Source organism: Streptomyces sp. NPDC002643, assembly GCF_053592555.1.
This window is the reverse complement of record NZ_JBSFVY010000017.1, coordinates 65,209-82,056: the sequence shown is the minus strand read 5'-3', so window position 1 is coordinate 82,056 and position 16,848 is coordinate 65,209. Positions and strand designations below refer to the sequence as shown.

Annotated in this window: 11 protein-coding genes and 1 pseudogene; 4 read left to right on the top strand and 8 right to left on the bottom strand. The window is 70.6% G+C overall.

The window, feature by feature from the left end:
- Positions 1-310 precede the first annotated feature (310 nt).
- Complete coding sequence (locus ACWD4G_RS25550; protein WP_451297179.1) at positions 311-1,564, bottom strand: hypothetical protein; 1,254 nt, start codon at positions 1,562-1,564, stop codon at positions 311-313.
- A 384-nt stretch (positions 1,565-1,948) separates the two neighbouring features.
- On the opposite strand from ACWD4G_RS25550, the pseudogene ACWD4G_RS25545 reads away from it, so the two are divergent.
- Positions 1,949-2,337 (top strand): annotated as a pseudogene (locus ACWD4G_RS25545) (DUF4429 domain-containing protein); the annotation flags it as partial.
- 159 nt (positions 2,338-2,496) lie between these two features.
- Here ACWD4G_RS25545 and ACWD4G_RS25540 read toward each other — a convergent pair.
- On the bottom strand, positions 2,497-3,291 hold the full coding sequence (locus ACWD4G_RS25540) for a class II aldolase/adducin family protein (RefSeq protein WP_451297177.1): 795 nt from the start codon (positions 3,289-3,291) through the stop codon (positions 2,497-2,499).
- A gap of 214 nt (positions 3,292-3,505) precedes the next feature.
- Here ACWD4G_RS25540 and ACWD4G_RS25535 point away from each other — a divergent pair, with 214 nt between their 5' ends.
- The gene (locus tag ACWD4G_RS25535) at positions 3,506-4,009 is read left to right on the top strand and encodes a pyridoxamine 5'-phosphate oxidase family protein (RefSeq protein ID WP_451297175.1); all 504 of its coding nucleotides are present in this window, start codon (positions 3,506-3,508) and stop codon (positions 4,007-4,009) included.
- 21 nt (positions 4,010-4,030) lie between these two features.
- Here the strand turns inward: ACWD4G_RS25535 and guaA are convergent, their stop codons facing one another.
- On the bottom strand, positions 4,031-5,614 hold the full coding sequence (guaA, locus tag ACWD4G_RS25530) for a glutamine-hydrolyzing GMP synthase (RefSeq protein WP_451297173.1): 1,584 nt from the start codon (positions 5,612-5,614) through the stop codon (positions 4,031-4,033).
- An 857-nt stretch (positions 5,615-6,471) separates the two neighbouring features.
- Between guaA and ACWD4G_RS25525 the strand changes: the two genes are divergently transcribed.
- Entirely contained in the window at positions 6,472-6,759 is a 288-nt protein-coding gene (locus tag ACWD4G_RS25525) for a chorismate mutase (RefSeq protein ID WP_451297171.1), read from the top strand.
- 557 nt (positions 6,760-7,316) lie between these two features.
- On the opposite strand, the gene ACWD4G_RS25520 is transcribed toward ACWD4G_RS25525, so the two are convergent.
- The 5 genes from ACWD4G_RS25520 to ACWD4G_RS25500 all read right to left on the bottom strand — a co-directional run bounded on the left by ACWD4G_RS25520 (position 7,317) and on the right by ACWD4G_RS25500 (position 15,500).
- The gene (locus ACWD4G_RS25520) at positions 7,317-8,111 is read right to left on the bottom strand and encodes a hypothetical protein (protein ID WP_451297169.1); all 795 of its coding nucleotides are present in this window, start codon (positions 8,109-8,111) and stop codon (positions 7,317-7,319) included.
- Between the two features lie 350 nt (positions 8,112-8,461).
- Positions 8,462-10,252: a GMC family oxidoreductase N-terminal domain-containing protein gene (locus tag ACWD4G_RS25515; RefSeq protein ID WP_451297167.1), complete on the bottom strand. Its 1,791-nt coding sequence runs from the start codon at positions 10,250-10,252 to the stop codon at positions 8,462-8,464.
- A gap of 99 nt (positions 10,253-10,351) precedes the next feature.
- Positions 10,352-11,998, bottom strand: coding sequence for a succinic semialdehyde dehydrogenase (locus ACWD4G_RS25510; RefSeq protein WP_451297165.1), 1,647 nt, complete (start codon positions 11,996-11,998; stop codon positions 10,352-10,354).
- 163 nt (positions 11,999-12,161) lie between these two features.
- Positions 12,162-13,928, bottom strand: a complete 1,767-nt coding sequence (locus ACWD4G_RS25505; protein ID WP_451297163.1) for a serine/threonine-protein kinase — start codon at positions 13,926-13,928, stop codon at positions 12,162-12,164.
- Positions 13,929-14,108: 180 nt separating this feature from the next.
- Positions 14,109-15,500 carry a diacylglycerol/lipid kinase family protein gene (locus ACWD4G_RS25500; protein ID WP_451297402.1) on the bottom strand — a complete coding sequence of 464 codons (1,392 nt, stop codon included), beginning with the start codon at positions 15,498-15,500 and terminating at the stop codon, positions 14,109-14,111.
- Positions 15,501-15,916: 416 nt separating this feature from the next.
- On the opposite strand from ACWD4G_RS25500, the gene ACWD4G_RS25495 reads away from it, so the two are divergent.
- Positions 15,917-16,831: an alpha/beta hydrolase gene (locus ACWD4G_RS25495; protein WP_451297161.1), complete on the top strand. Its 915-nt coding sequence runs from the start codon at positions 15,917-15,919 to the stop codon at positions 16,829-16,831.
- The last annotated feature ends 17 nt before the right edge of the window (positions 16,832-16,848 follow it).

Here is a 16,848-nt window from a genome sequence, read left to right as displayed (position 1 = left end):
CAGGGGCTGCGTCCCATAACCTCCGGGGATCTCGGGCCCACCGTGGGTACCAGCCTCGCCTTCCCCTCCTCCTTTTCCCTCCCCTCCTCTTCCCCCTCTCCTTCCGATGGTTTCGGAGGGGGTTGGGAGGCCCACTGCCACACAGCTCGGTCGTGTGATGCGGGGCGTCGCGGCGAGGTGGTCCTCGGCGGGGCGGTTCCGGGCGCCGGACGTCGAGGGGTGCCGAAGCCCAGGGCCCGGGGCCCGGGGCCCTGAGGGCAGCCGGTCGGTCACGGTGACACCCCGGCCGGTTCCGGCTGGGGCGGTGGGGTCAGTCGGCGGAGACCTCGATGGTGTAGGGGTTGGTCTCCACGCCGGCGGTGGTGACGACCTGGACCTCGACCCTGCCGGGTTCCACGTCGGCGGGGACGGGGACGGTGAGGACGGTGTCGGTGGGGTTGCTGAAACCGCCGGGGATGGGGACGAGGGGGACATGGACATGGACGGGGCCGATGCGGACGACCATGCGGGAGAGCCGGTCGGCTGTCTGGGCGCCCGGGGGGACGAAGCCGGCGCCGCGGATCTCGATGTCGTCGCCGTTGCGGATGGGGGCGTCGAGGTCGCCGGCCTCGCGGGCGCGTACGACGGAGAGGATGACGGGGCGGCCTCCCTCGGCGTACTTGCCGGCGACATAGGTGGCGGCGGAGACCAGGACGAGGAGGGCGAGGCCCCAGGGGAGGTCGGGGAGTTGGTCGGGGCGGCGGGCGAGGCGTACGGCCGCGAAGAGAAGGGCGACGGTGCAGATGATCACGTACTGGATGTCGGTGAAGCTGCCTCGGCCGGAGTCGTCGGTGAGGAGGTCGGCGGCCCGGGGCCGGTGGGCGCGGACCTTCTGGAGGCGTTGGCCGAGGACGCGGAGGCCCACGATTCGGCGGACCAGGACGGCGATGCCGCAGACGACGGCGAGGACGGTCACGATGCCCGCGCCCCGGGCGAGGTCGAGGCCGGCGATCAGGGCGTCACGTTCGATGTGGTCGGAGGCGGCGGCGAGGCGGCAGACCAGCACGAGGACGGAGAAGACGACGAAGAGGACCCAGCCGGCCGCGACGGCACGGGAGGTGGAGAGACGGTTGTCCTCGCCGATGACCGGGGCGAGGGCGCCGCCGCGGGCCCGGTGGAGATAGCCGGAGCCGGTGAGGGCGCCGCCCACGAGCAGGGCGGCGATGAGGCCGGCGGTACGGGCGACGGTCCAGCCCGCGCCGATCGCGGTGAGCGCCTGGACGAGGAGGAGCACGACGACGGCGGCCCAGACGACGATCGCCGTGCGCAGCCAGAGCCGGGCCAGCCAGGCCTCGCCCTCGACACGGCCTCGTTCGGCGACGATGGCCGCGGACTGGGTGAGTTCGTCGGAGACCCACTGCCGGGAGGCGGACGCGGAGTGCGCGACGGCTGCGGGCAGTCCCTGTCCGGAGGCGAACTCCTCCCGCTTCAGCAGGAATTCGGCGACCGCGCGCCGGTGTCCCGCGCGCGCTCCGTGCGGGCAGTCCCCGCACGTGCATCCGCCGTCATGGGTTCCCGCGCCCATGCCCCCTCTCGCCTCCTGCACCGCCACGCCCGAGCCCGCCTTCCCGCGTCGCGGCCGCCTCCGCGTCCGCGTCCCTCGGCATTCGCCGTCATCGAAATCATTGCCGACATCATCGCCAACACCCACACCGCGTACGGCACCGGCATCGGCTTCGGCGCCCTCACCACGACCACCTGGGCCTCGTACGTACGTCCGCGCCTTACCACAGGCGTGCGGCCGTACAACTGCCCCGTGATGACAGCGAATTGTGCCGTATGGAACACGGCTCGCGCCCGGCAGGGGCACTGAGCGCAAGGAGAGCGCGGGGTGAAGTAGCGGCCCCCGTGTTGACCGGGCTGGGAGAACGTGTCCATGGCCGAGATCATCCAGCGGGACGGGACCTGAGCCTTCGACGGTACGCAGGTCAGGATCGGCTGGAACGACACGTGCGGCCGCGTCGAGCGCGCGACCGGCCGCGCATCATCGCGCTCGGGGATCTCGTGGGGGTGGAGTGGTTGCCCAACTCCGGTTATGAGGGCGGGGTCTTGCGGTTTGTGACGCGGGAGACGGTGTTCTCGAAGTTGCCGCCGGAGAGAGATCCGTTCGCGCTGGATCTGTGGGGCAGTGCGCGGCGCGATCTGCTGACGGCGCTGGTGGCCACGGCCGTCACCGCTCGGCTTCCGCATCCGTCCGCTCGCGCGAGCGCCGCCGGGGGTCAGCCGCAGGCGTCCGGTGCCACCATCGCCGACGCCGCCACCACCGTCGCGCCGGGCGCCGATCACCATGACGTTCTGCGGGGGTTTTGAGGGGTTGCGCCACAGCGCCGTTGCGATGAGAGGTCTTTGTGCGACTGCGGGTTCGCGGTGGCTGGTCGCGCCCACGCGGCGGAGCCGCACATCGATACAGCCCGCGCCCCTTTGGGGGAGGCTTCGCCCCCAAAAAAAGGAAAACAATCAGCTCAGCAGGTCCGGCTCGCTTCTGCTGATGTCCTGCCACAACGGCTGGTAGTTGATCCAGGCCACCAAGTCTCCGCCCGCCTGCTCCCGGGTCGCCACGGCCAAGCGGTGGTCGATGTACAGGGGGCGGCCCGCGGCCTTCGCGGTGAGCTGGACCTGGGCCGAGCGTTCCATCGACAGGAACCACCAGGCCGCGGCGTCCACCGAGTCGCCGACGGTCAGCAGGCCATGGTTGCGCAGGACCAGGGCCTTGCGGGAGCCCAGGACGGCCGCGATGCGGCGGCCCTCGTCGGCGTCGACGGCGACACCGGTGTAGTGGTCGTACAGGGCGTGGTCCTCGTAGAAGGCGCAGGACTCCTGGGTTATCGGCTCTATGAGGTCGCCGAGGGCGGCGAGGGCGCGGCCGTGTACGGAGTGGCAGTGGGCGACGGCGACGACGTCGGGGCGGGCGGCGTGCACCTGGGCGTGGACGGTGAAGGCGGCCTGGTTGACGTGGTAGCGGCCCTCGATCACCTGCCCGTCCTGGTTGGCGAGAACGAGATCACTCACCGTGACGTGCTTGAAGGGCATCCCGAACGGGTTGACCCAGAAGCAGTCGCTGAACTCCGGGTCGCGCGCGGTGATGTGACCCGAGACGCCGTCCTCGAATCCCAGTCGCCCGAAGATCCTCAGGGCCCCGGCCAGCCGTTCCTTGCGGTGCCGTCGTTCGTCCGCGAGCGTCTCGTGCATCGGCGGCATGGCGAACCGTAGCTGGTCGGTGGGTAGCGGCAGGGGCGGTGTGGGCCCGTGCATGTGTCCTCCAGAGGGGCTTCCTTTACGAAGCGGAAGTTACCGTCGGTCGCCCAGGCAGAACAGGTGCGTCCGGAGAAGAGAGTACGCAACCGTTACGGAAGTCACGGAAGCGCGGTAGTGCGACGCCTGGGGCGGCCGAGTTCGCCGGGCAAGCGGACCGAGTTCGCGGGACAACCGGACAGCGGGTGTCGGGTATCCGCGTGAGACTCGTCGTATGCCACGGAACAACTGGGCGGCCTTCGTCGCCGCCGAACCCGAACTCGCCGCCGTCGTCGAGGCCCGTTTCGGTGCCTTCACGCATCACGTCCTGGCCACGCTCCGCAAGGACGGGTCGCCGCGTACGACGGGGCTGGAGGCCAGGTTCCAGAGCGGTGAACTCTGGCTGGGGATGATGCCGGACTCGTTCAAGGCGCTCGATCTGCGCCGCGACCCGCGTTTCTCGCTGATGGCCAATCCGGGGGCCGGTACGGAGATGGGCGGGGGTGATGTGCGGATCAGTGGACGGGCGTTCGAGGTCGACGATCCCGCGGTGAAGGCCACGTACGGAGAGGGCGACAAGGGTGGTGAAGAACGCGAAGAGGTGAAACCGCCGGAGCCGTTTCACCTCTTCCGCACCGAGTTGACGGAGGTCGTACGGACCTACGTCGAGAACGACAAGTATCTGGTCGTCCAGGTCTGGAAGCCCGGAGAGCCGGTGCGGACTCTCAAGCGGACCTAGACCATCACAGGAGCGCCGGGGTCACTCCCACTCGATCGTGCCCGGGGGCTTGCTGGTCACGTCGAGGACGACGCGGTTGACGTCGGCGACCTCGTTGGTGATGCGTGTGGAGATCTTCGCGAGGACGTCGTAGGGCAGGCGTGACCAGTCGGCGGTCATGGCGTCCTCGGAGGAGACCGGGCGCAGGACGATCGGGTGGCCGTACGTACGGCCGTCGCCCTGGACGCCGACGCTGCGGACGTCCGCGAGGAGGACGACCGGGCACTGCCAGATGTCGCGGTCGAGGCCGGCGGCCGTCAGCTCCTCGCGGGCGATGGCGTCGGCCTCGCGCAGCAGGTCGAGACGGTCCTTGGTGACCTCGCCGACGATGCGGATGCCGAGGCCGGGGCCGGGGAACGGCTGGCGCTGGACGATCTCCTCCGGCAGGCCCAGCTCCTGGCCGACCATGCGGACCTCGTCCTTGAACAGCTTCCGGAGCGGCTCGATGAGCTTGAACTCCAGGTCCTCCGGCAGGCCGCCCACGTTGTGGTGGGACTTGATGTTGGCCGTACCGGTGCCGCCGCCGGACTCGACGACGTCGGGGTACAAGGTCCCCTGGACGAGGAACTCCACCGCCGGGCCCTCGTCCGCGATGATCTCGGCCTGGGCCTGTTCGAAGACCCGGATGAACTCGCGGCCGATGATCTTCCGCTTCTCCTCGGGGTCGGACACCCCGGCGAGCGCCTTGAGGAAGCGCTCCTCCGCGTCGACGACCTTCAGCTGGACGCCGGTGGCCGCGACGAAGTCCTTCTCGACCTGCTCGGTCTCGTTCTTGCGCATCAGGCCGTGGTCGACGTACACGCAGGTCAGCTGGGAGCCGATGGCCTTCTGGACGAGGGCCGCGGCGACCGCCGAGTCGACGCCGCCGGAGAGGCCGCAGATGGCGCGCTTGTCGCCGACCTGCTCGCGGATGGCCGCGACCTGCTCCTCGATGACGTTGCCCGTGGTCCAGGAGGGGGTCAGGCCCGCGCCCCGGTACAGGAAGTGTTCGAGTACCTGCTGGCCGTGGGTGGAGTGCATGACCTCCGGGTGGTACTGGACGCCGTACAGCTTCTTCTCGTCGTTCTCGAAGGCGGCGACCGGTACGACGTCGGTGGAGGCCGAGACCGTGAAGCCCTCGGGGGCGGCCGAGCAGGCGTCGCCGTGCGACATCCACACCGACTGCTCGGCCGGGGTGCCCTCGAAGAGGGTCGAGCCGGACTTCGATACGTGCAGAGGCGTACGGCCGTACTCGCGCGCCCCCGTGTTGTCGACGGTGCCGCCGAGGGTCTGGGCCATCAGCTGGAAGCCGTAGCACATGCCGAAGATCGGGACGCCGGAGTCGAAGAGGGCGCGGTCGAGGCGGGGGGCCGCGTCGGCGTAGACCGAGGAGGGGCCGCCGGAGAGGATGATCGCCGCCGGGTTCTTGGCGAGCATCTCCGTGACCGGCATGGTGCTGGGGACGATCTCGCTGTAGACCCGGGCCTCGCGGACGCGGCGGGCGATGAGCTGGGCGTACTGCGCGCCGAAGTCGACGACCAGGACGGTGTCGGGGGTGGCGGTTGCAGCGGGGGTCGCTGATGACACGGGGTGCCTTTCGGCGATGGGGCGAGGGTCTTGTGCGGCCGAGTCTACCGGGGCGCCCTCCTCTGCCGCCGTCCAGCCTTTTTCGCCCACCCGCCCACCCGACTCGGTCCGCTGGGAAGCGAACGTTCAGGGCGTGACGGTGACCGCCGGGGAGCATCGGGGAGCAACTTTGGGGAGGGATTCGAGGGAGGTCGATTCGGGCGGGTGCGCGGTGAGAGGGCTGAGAGGCCGGGGCCGTTCGGCACCGCCGGAACGCGTCGCTGTGGTTACTCGCCGTTGCGGCGGAGAAAGATGGGTGCGCGGTGACGGGCTGAGAGGCCAGGACCGTTCGGCACCGCCGAAATGCGTCGCCGTGGTCGCTCGCCATTGCGGCCGAGAAAGTCGGGTGCGCGGTGAGAGGGCTGAGAGGCCAGGACCGTTCGGCACCGCCGGAACGCGTCGCCGTGGTCGCTCGCCGTTGCGGCCGAGAAAGTCGGGCGCGCGGTGACGGGCTGCGGAGCCGGGGGCATTCCGTATCGCCGGAATGCGTCGTCATGGTCGCTCGCCGTTGTGGTGGAGAAGGCGTAGGCGGGGACAGGGCAGAGGACGGGGGCGCGGGAGGAACCGCCCGCTCCGGGTGGTGCGGGGGCGTGGCATACTGGGCGCGTGTTCTCGCACTCGACCTTCGTGTTTATCTATGGCAGCCGGTCCGCCGGGTGTCATGGTCGTGTTGCTTGAGCTGCTGACAAGCGACTTCCCAGGCGCCCCGGACCGACAAGGTCCGGGGCGTTCGGCGTTTTCGGGGCTTGCCGGTCAGTCGGTTCAGGGGCGTCTCCCGCACGCATCACCCACACGCATCACTGATGAGGAGACCTGACATGACCGTCACCGCTGGCGACCGTACCGGTGCGCGTACCCCTGAGGCCGCTGATCTGATCAGCGGGGCCCGAGAGCGGATCGACGCGATCGACGATCGGATCATCGGGCTGGTGCAGGAGCGGATGGCCGTGTCGGCGGTCATTCAGGAGGCCCGCATCGGGTCGGGCGGCCGGCGCGTGAACCTCTCCCGCGAGATGGAGGTCCTCACTCACTACAGCGACGCCCTCGGCAAGCCCGGCACCGCCCTCGCCATGACCCTGCTGGAACTCTGCCGGGGACGTATCTGAATCCGGCACAGCCGTAGCGCACCGGCGGCGCACGTACGTACGGCTGCTCTCTCACCCGTACGGCGCGTGACCGCCGTGCGACACGCCTCGTTGGTCCGGATGCCCGTGCCAGCCAGGTCCGGGCCCGAAAGAACCACGCGTGGCTCCGCTGGAGCGATGAGGTGTACGGATCGTGCCGTGCGCCGTGGGACCTCGCTCCAGGGTTGTGACCGGACTGCAGGGGACAGCAGCCCGGTCACTCAAGAGAACGGTCGGCTCCGGGGACGCCCGGGGCCGACCGGCGGACCGTTCAAGGGTGGTCGACACGGTTGCGGAGGCCGTTCGCCACCGGCACGAACCACAACAGCCCGCCACCCCACACACCCGCCATCCCCCACACCCGCCGTCACCTCACAGCAGTCATTCATCCCTGACCACCTTCCCCACCAGCGGCGCAACCCCCCGGCGCCGCTTCTCGGCACCGGCGCCGCCCTGACGTCGGTGCTGACAGAGAAGGGCCCCGCCGGATCACGGAATCGCGCATTCCGGCCGCGGGGCCCTTCGTCGTGCGTGGTGTGTCAGGCGGTCGCCTTCTCCAGCTTCGCCAGCTGGGCTTCCAGGACCGCGTCCGGCACCTGGGCCTTGTTCGCGTCGAGGATGTTCATCGCGTAGAACGCGGCCAGCGTCGAACCGCTGCGGACGATCGTGAAGCTCATCGGGATCGAGGTGCCCTCGATGTCGCCCTTCAGCTTGTACGAGACGGCCTCGTCGCCCTTCTCGGGGGCGGTGAGGGCCTCGATACCGCTGTACTTGTTGCCGACCTGCTCGTACTCGGTGCAGTTCTTCGACGCCGTACGCAGATCGGCCATCAGCTTCTCGGCGTCGCTCTGCTCGTAGGCGAGGAGGGCGGTCGTGACGACGGTGCCGGTGAGGTCGGTCTTGGCGGTGAGCGTACGGCCGACCCGGGCCTCCGCGTTGGGGTCGGAGGTGAAGAAGAACATGTTGGCGAGGGGCTGGCAGGCCGCCGGGTTCGCGGGGACGGTCTCGGCCGGCATCTCCGCGGCCGACTTCTCCTCGACCTCGTAGCCCTTGACGTCACCGTCGGCCAGCGAGGCCTTCTTCAGCTGGGCCTCGGTCAGCGCGCCCTGGCCCGACGTGTCCTTCGTGTCCTCGGCGGCCGAGGCGGTGGCCTTCGCCGACGGCTTGGTGTCCGCGCCCTTGTCCTCGTCACCGCCGCCCCCGCCGCAGGCCGCGGTGAGCGACAGCGCCGCCACGGCCGACACGGCCGCCACCATCCGCGCCGCCTTCGTCTTCTTTGTTCTCCCGGTCGCCGTCGAGCGCACGATCCCCGTCCCCATCCCCATCCCCGTCATGGTCCCCGTCCTCGCGGCCTTCGCCGCTTCGCGTCTCATGCCTCACAGAGGCCCCACGCCTCACAGAAGCTCCATAGAGGGCCATCAGATCATGTTCAGATCATTTCCGTGACATCGCGTCCCATGAGCGCCCTCCCTCACCTCACCCCCACCAGAATGTGACTCACGTCACTTCAAAAATGTGTGATCGGGAGGGCAACCCTTCCTCCGCCTCACCAGTCACACCCTGCGTAAGTCACACCTGGGACTGCGCAAGGCGTCACGCCCCGCAACGCAGGGAGACGCAGGAAGGACCCGCACTCGGAGGGGGGTGCGGGTCCTTCTCGTCTTGTGACGGGCTGCTGCTACATCTACTTCTTCGGCGGCACCGTCGGTACCGGCAGTATCGGCAGACGCAGTGCGCCGAAGGCGTCCGCCGGGACCGCCGGGGTGTGCGGGGGCACCGGGGTGAGGCGTTCGTAGGACGCGCCGGGGGCGGGGCGGGGGTCCGGCTCGCCCTTGTTGGGCCAGTACGACATCGCGCGCTCGGCCTGGGCGGTGATCGTCAGGGACGGGTTGACGCCCAGGTTGGCGGAGACGGCGGAACCGTCGACGACCGAGATACCGGGGTGGCCGTACAGGCGGTGGTACGGGTCGATGACGCCCTCGTCGGCGGTGGCGCCGATGGGGCAGCCGCCGAGGAAGTGGGCGGTGAGGGGGGTGCCCATCAGTTCGCCCACGTTGCTGCCGGGGAAGCCGTTGATCTCGGTGGCGATGGCGTCGGCGGCGGTCGTGGCGGACTCGATCTGGGTGGGGTTGGGGGCCCCATGGCCCTGGCGGGCCGTCAGCAGGCCCTTGCCGAGGCCCTTCGGCTTCAGATAGGTGCTCAGGGAGTTGTCCAGGGACTGCATTACCAGGGCGATGATCGTGCGCTCCGACCAGCGGCGGTTGGAGAGCGAACGGACCACCAGAAGAGGGTGTTTGGCGGCGTGCGCCAGCCAGCCGAGGACACGTGACGCGCCGGAGGCCCCCGCGCCCGCGTAGGGGACCTGGACGATCGAGAGGCCGCCCATCGAGTTGGAGCCCTTGCCATAACGGACCGGCTCGATATGGGTGTTCTCGTCGGGGTGGATGGACGACGTGATCGCCACGCCCTTGGTGAAGTCGGCCTTCGGGGCGCCATGGGCCTTGCGGTAGCGGCGGTCGTCGGTCTGGGCGCCGACCAGGGCCTCGGAGTTGGTGCGGGTGAGCATGCCCAGGTGGTCGGAGAGGTGCGGGAGTTGGCCGTTCGCCTTCATACGGTGCAGGAGGGTCTGGGTCCCGTAGGTGCCGGCGGCGAGGACGATCCGGCGGGCCTTCAGCACCCGGCCCTTGCCCTTCCTGCGGTTGTCGGTCGGGAGGGTCGTCACGGCGTAACCGCCCTGCGAGTCCTCCGTGACGGCGACGACCGCCGTCATCGGGTGGACGACGGCGCCCGCCTTCTGGGCGAGGTGGAGGTAGTTCTCGTTGAGGGTGTTCTTCGCGCCGTGGCGGCAGCCGGTCATGCACTCGCCGCACTCGGTGCAGGCGTTGCGGGCCGGGCCCGCGCCGCCGAAGTAGGGGTCCGCGACGGTTTCGCCGGGCGCGGCCTTGGCCTTGCCGTCGGCGTCCTCCCCGTCACCGAAGAAGACGCCGACCGGGGCCATGTGGAAGCTGTCGCCGACCCCCATCCGCTCGGCGGCGGCCTTCAGATGGACGTCCGACGGGGTCGTGGTCGGGTTGATCCGTACGCCGAGCATGCGGCGGGCCTGGTCGTAGTACGGCTTCAACTCCTCCTGCCAGTCGGTGATGTCCTTCCACTGGGGGTCGTCGAAGAAGGCCTTCGGCGGTACGTAGAGGGTGTTGGCGTAGTTGAGCGAGCCGCCGCCGACGCCGGCTCCGGCCAGCACCATGACGTTGCCGAGGAGATGGATGCGCTGGATTCCGTACATGCCGAGGGCGGGGGCCCAGAGGTAGTTCTTCAGGTCCCAGGAGTTCTTGGGGAGGGTGGCGCGGGTGAAGCGACGGCCCGCTTCCAGGACGCCGACCTTGTAGCCCTTCTCGGTCAGGCGCAGGGCGGTCACGCTGCCGCCGAAGCCCGAGCCGACCACGATGACGTCGTAGTCGTAAGCGGTTTGAGGCACGTTTGCTCCTCGTTGAGTTTCCGTGCGGGCCGTATGTGGCTGGTCGCGCCCCTGCGGCGGAGCCGCATATCGACAGGGCCCCGCGCCCCTACGGGGCGCTCACCTGAGCCGAAGTGCCTTCATCACCCTCAGGCTCCGGCTCATGAACTCCGCGTACTTCTCGTCGTCCATGCCCAGCGCCGGAGCCATCGGCAGAACCCGCTGCTGGGCCACCGTCTGGGCCTCCGTGTACTTGAGGATGCCCTCCGAGCCATGGCGGCGGCCGAGGCCGGAGTCCTTCATTCCGCCCATGGGGGACTGGACGCTTCCGTAGGCGGAGGCGTAGCCCTCGTTGACGTTGACCGTGCCGGCGCGGAGGCGGGCGGCGACGGCCCGGCCGCGGCGGCCGTCCTTGGTCCAGACGGAGGCGTTGAGGCCGTACGCGGTGGAGTTGGCCTCCTCGATGGCCGTGTCCTCGTTGGTGAAGCGGTAGATGGAGACGACCGGGCCGAAGGTCTCCTCGGTGCAGACGGCCATCGGCTCCGAGACGCCGTCGAGGATGGTCGGCTCGAAGAAGTACGGACCGATGTCGGGGCGGGCGACGCCGCCGGCCACCACCTTCGCGCCCTTGGCGACCGCCTCGTCGACGTGCCGGGTGACCGTCTCCAGCTGGCGGTCGCCGACGAGGGAACCCATCTCGGCGCCGTACGCGAGGGACGTGCCGAGGCGCATGGCCTTGGTGCGGGCGGCGAAGCGCTCCAGGAAGGCGTCGGCGATGGACTCGTGGACGTACAACCGCTCGATGGAGATGCAGAGTTGGCCGGCTGAGGAGAAGCAGGCGCGGACGGCGCCCGCCGCCGCCTTCTCTATGTCGGCGTCCTGAAGGACCAACATCGCGTTCTTGCCGCCGAGTTCGAGGGAGACGCCGACGAGGCGGGCGGCGGCGCCCTGGGCGACCTCGCGGCCGGTGCGGGTGGAGCCGGTGAAGGAGACGTAGTCGGCGTGGCGGACGACCTCGGGGCCGACGACCGGGCCCTCGCCGATGACGACCTGGAAGACCTCGGCGGGCAGGCCGGCCTCGATGAGCAGGTCGCGGGCCCACAGGGCGGTCAGACAGGTCTCGGTGTCGGGCTTCATGACGACCGCGTTGCCCGCGACGAAGGCGGGGAGGGCGTCGCCGACGGAGAGTTCGAGGGGGTAGTTCCAGGGGGCGATCTGGCCCACCACACCGCGCGGGTGGCGGAGTTCGGTGACCTTGGTGAGGGTCGGCATGGCGCCCGCGTGCCGCTTGGGCTTCAGGTAGTACGGCGCCCTGCGGCCGTAGTGGCGGGCGGCGACCGCGACGGCCTGGACCTCCTCGTGGGCGTGGAGGCGGGCCTTGCCGGTCTCCAGCTGGATGAGGTCGAGGACCTCGGCCTGGCGTTCGAGGACCAGGTCGTGGAAGCGGAGGAGGACGGCGGCGCGGTCGCGCACCGGCACCTGGGCCCAGACCGCCTGGGCGGCGCGGGCCCGCTCGTAGGCCTTCTCCACGTCCTCGGGGGTGGACTCGGGCAGGTCGGCGAGCTTCTCGCCGGTGAACGGGGTGTGGTTGGCGGTACGGCCGGAGCCGACCACGCCCTTGGTGAGCTGGGCGACCAGTTCGGGGGTGACCACGTCCGCGGCGGTGCGGGCGCCCTGCGGGGCGGGCGCGAGGGGGTTGGTGCCGGTCGTTCCCGTGGCGGTCGTGCCGGTCGTACCGGTCTTTTCGGGGGCCTGCGAGTCCGTCATGACGCGCAGGGTATTCCGGAGCGGACGACTTTGGGTACCCGGCGGTAACAGGCTTTCACCGGGCACACACACCACGCCAGTGATCGGTGGCACGAACGTACTGATCAGGGCGTCGGGCACCACGCGTCACGGCTCCGCCGCACGACTTCGTCACATCGCTTCGTCACATCGCGAGGATCTCCAGACGCTCTCGCGCCCCCTTGAACACCGCCGTGCCCTTCTTCTCGTCCGCCGTTCCCTTGGGCATGTCCACGCGCAGTTCGTACATCCGGCTGTCGTCGGTACGGACGATCAGTTCCATGACACGGGTGGGGGTGCCGTCCAGGTAGTGGGTGGTGTCGGCGAGGACGGCCTCCTGCTCGTCGAAGCTGGTACGGGTGTACTGGGCGGTCGTCTTCTCGTCGCCCTCCACGATGTCGCTCGCGTCCTTGGCCTGGGCCATGGGGGACGCCGGTGCCTTGTCCCACTGGGTGAGCCGTACCTGGATGACGTCCTCGCCGTCGTAGGTGACCGTGCGGGGTTGGGCGTCGGCGCCGCCGGTGACGCGGCCCCGTTCGTAGGCGTCCGGGAGGGAGAGGACGGCGTCCATGGCGGTCTCGCGGTGGGCGATCCAGTCGGCGTCGGCGGTGGAGTCGACTCGGGGTACGGCTTGCACGTCGGCCTCCAGATACGTCAACTCCCGCTGACCGAAGTACCTCCCGGCCCAGACTCCCCCACCCGTCAGCAGCAATCCGGCGACGACCGCGACGACCAGCGGCCGCCGGGAGCCGAGCCCGCGCCGGGGACCCCCGGTCTCGCCGGTCCCGGTCCGCACGACGACGGTCTCGCGGGCCGGCTCCCCCTCCCCCGAGCCGCCCCGGACATCCCCCACGCCGTCCCCGACGCCCCCTTCGCCGCCCCCGACGCCCTCCTCGCCGTCTCCAACACCCTCTTCGCCGTCCCCGACGGCCTCCCGCGCGGGCGCGGCGGCCATTCCCCCGAGCCGTACGGTCCCCACGTCCTCCCCGAGTTCGCGGAGGCCGGACGGGGTCTGGGTGTCGGGAGCCCGTTCCTCCGCCACGGCCTGAAGGATTCCGATGGTCTCGTCGGCGTCGGGGCGCTCGGCCGGGTCCTTGGCCAGCAGGCGTACGAGGAGGGGGCCGAGCGGGCCCGCGCGTTCCGGCCGCGGGGGCTCGGTGGAGAGGATCGCGGCGAGGGTGGACTCCAGGGTCGTACGGCGGAAGGGGGACCAGCCCTCGACGGCGGCGTACAGGAGGACGCCGAGGGACCACAGGTCGGACGGCGGGCCCGCGGCGCCGGGGCCGGACATGCGCTCGGGGGCGACGAACTCCAGTGAGCCGATGAACTCGCCCGTCACGGTGAGCGATTCCTCGCCCTGGACATGGGCGATGCCGAAGTCGGTGAGGACGACCTGGCCGTGCGGGCCGAGCAGGACGTTGGCGGGCTTGACGTCGCGGTGGACGATGCCGACGGAGTGCGCGGCGCGCAGGGCGCCGACGACGTGGAGGCCGATACGGGCGGTCTCGACCGGCGAGAGGGCACCGCGTTCCAGCACGTCGTGGAGGGACGCGCCGCGGACCAGCTCCATGACGATCCAGGGGTGTCCGTCCTCGACGACGACGTCGTGGATCGTGACGGCGGACGGGTGATCGACACGGGCGGCGGCGCGGGCCTCGCGGTAGAGGCGGTTGGCGGCCCGTCGGCGGACCTCGCTCTCCGGGTCGTCCGCGTCGCCGGGCAACCTGGGCTGTTTGACGGCTACTTCGCGGTCCACGAGTTCGTCGACGGCTCTCCATACGGTGCCCATGCCGCCGGAGCCGATGCGCTCCGCCAGGCGGTAGCGGCCGCCGATGAGACGACCGGCTCGGTCACCGTCCGGGCGTCTCTCGTACTGGGGTACGTCGTGCGGATGTTCGCCGTCGTCGCTCATGGAACATGAGTATCGTGCGCCGCTCCGCGGAAATTCCAGTGCGTCAGCCGCCGGTGCGTCGTGGCTGGTCACTCCCCCACTCTCGGCTTCGCTTGAGCGGGCGGGCCCCCATCGCGGCGGAGCCGCACATCGAACGCAGCCACCGCGTCCCTTGAGGGGCGCGGCCGTCGGTCGGCGGTCCTAACGCCGCCGGTTCCACAACTCACTCGCCCAGTCGTACCGTTCGCGGTGCTTCGGCAGGGCCGTGCGGCCGACGGCGGCGGCGAGTTTGCGCAGCCGGCGCCAGTCGAGCGGAGGCTTGGGCTCGGGGACGCCGGGGCGGTCGCGGGGGACGCGGACGCGCAGGGCCTTCTCGGAGACACGGCAGTGGACGGGGGTGGGCAGGACGAGGGCCTCGCCGTCGATGCCGACCTCGATCTCGGGGCGGTCGGCCTCGACGACGATCTCGTCGGCGACGAGCAGGCTGAGGCCGGGCGCGTTCGGGCCGAGGACCAGCCCGGCGGCCTCGGCGGCGCTGTCGACGCGGACGCCGACGACCCCGAGCACCCCGGCGTCGAGGCGCTCACGGCGGCCGAGGCCGACGAGGTCGTCGCTGCGGTAGACGTTGTTGCTGACGAGCACGGCCTGCGGGGCGTCGATCACGGCGTCGCCGATCCGCGCGGTGAGCCTCGGGCCCCGCTGGTGCGTGAGCAGTTCGGGCAGCAGTTGGAGGGTGGTGCCGACCTTGTCGTCGCGGTACGCGGGGCTCTGTACGACGGCGGCGTAGGCGCCGAAGGAGGCGTTGTTGACGAAGGGGTGGCCGCTGGCGTAGCCGAGGTCGACATGGAGTTCGACGCCCTTGTCGGTGAGGGCGTCGAGGCAGGCGGCCGGGTTGGCGCGGTCGAGGCCGAGGTCCATGGCGAAGTGGTTGCGGGTGCCCGCGGAGATGACGAGGAGGGGGACGTCGTAGGCGGCGGCGATGGCCGCGACCTGGGCCTGGGTGCCGTCGCCGCCGGCGACACCGAGGAGGTCGTGGCCCGCCCGTACGGCGTCCCGGGCCAGTACGGCGACGTCCTCATGGTGCGAGGGGTCGAGAAGGTGGACGGTGGCGCCGAGGCGCTCGGCCCTCTCCTTGAGCCGGAAACGTTCGACCTTTCCGCCGCCGGACCTGGGGTTCATGATGAGGAAGGGGCGCGTGGGCGGCGGGACGCGGTGTTCGGGTACCTCGATCCGGTGGGACTTGGTGCTGCTGAGGGCGAACTTCCCCAGCCAGACGGCCGCGCCCCACAGCGCGAGCGAGACGACCACGACCCACAGCAGATTGACGGCGGCGAACCACCAGATGATGCCGACCGGCGCGGCCACGGCCAGCACGGCCGCCGCGATCCGGGGAGCGCCGCGCCGGGTGAGCACCCACCACAGACAGGCCACGGTCAGGCCGGCGCCGAGGAGGAGTCCCGCGACGAGGAAGAGGCTCGCCCCGCGCGCGTAGCCGAGCGGCAGCAGTAAAGCGAGGGCGGCGCAGCCGAGGGCGAACCGGGCGGCCCAGCGCTGCCTGCCGTGAGCCCGCACGTCAAGGTGTTCGATGCCCACGCCCGTCAGCCCTTCGCGCCGATCATGCACTCGTCACGGCATGGTAGGGCCGATCGGCGGAAAACGGTGACGGCCCCACGGAGTTCGACCGCCTCCTTCACGGCACGGGCGGTGTCCGCCACCGTCCTGGGGCCTGGAGCCCGAGGCTGCCGGCCGAACGGGTGCCAAGGTGTCCGAGGCAAAGACTTCAGGCCAACTCCGGGGGTACTTGACGGTCGTTCCGGCGCGCCGCATATAGTTCCGGATTGCTCACGCACAGCAGGCCGCGTGTGCGGCCCCCGGCCGGGACGTTCGCGTCGGAACACCGGAACGCCGAACATCCGGGGGAGGTCGGTCGCCTGCAAGCCATCTCTCCTCGTGCGACCTCGTGCGGACCTTCGTGCGACGTCGCGCCACTTCTCGAAGGGCGGGTAGCCGTGCGTCGGCTCTGGGGTTGTCTCGTTCTGTGCGGTGTCACGGTCGCGACCCTCATCGCCGTGGACGCGCGCGGCAGTGAGGCCGCCGGGCGCCACGAGGCCGCGTACTCCTATGGCGCGCACCCCCGTCAGTCCGTCGACGTCTACTGGAACACCCCTGGTGAGGAGCGGGACGAGGAGCAGCCGGGGATCGTGATCCTGCACGGCGGCTACTGGTACGAGGACACCGGCTGGACCACCTGGGCCCGCCGCTTCGCGGACGCCGGGTACGCCGTGTTCGACGTCGACTACCGGCCGAACACCGACGCCGCCTGGCCCGCCCAGCGCGACGACGCCCTCTCGGCGCTGGAGTGGATCGAGGACCACGCCGACGCATTCGACCTCGACGCCAACAAGCTGATCCTCTTCGGCTCCTCCACCGGTGGCCAGATAGCGACCACCGTCGCCACCTACGGCTCGGGCGCCTATCGCGTCGACGGCGTCGTGGCGCTGTCGCCCGTGGTCTCCCCGTACCGCGTCTGGCAGGACGGCAACGCCACCACCGCGACCGAACAGCAGCGCAAGCTCCGCGACAACGCGACCCTCCTGGCCCGCTGCCACCCGGACCCCAAGGACAACGAGGCCAGGGACGGCGGCGGGTCACCCGGCTGCTGGGACACCTGGCTGGACATGTCCGCGCGGTCCCGCGCCTCCGGCGCCGACGACGCCCCCATGTATCTGATCCACTCCGAGGACGACCCCGCGCCGGCGACGTACTCGCGCGAACTGGAGGCCTCCGAGGAGATCGACCACAACATGCCCGCCAATGGGGTCACGGTGGAAACGGTGCCCGGTTCCTCGCACGGTGGCGCACTGTTGAAGGAGAAGGGCGTGGCCGACCGGGTGCTGTCCTGGATCGGCGAGCGGACGCCCTGACACCGCGTACGGTCGCG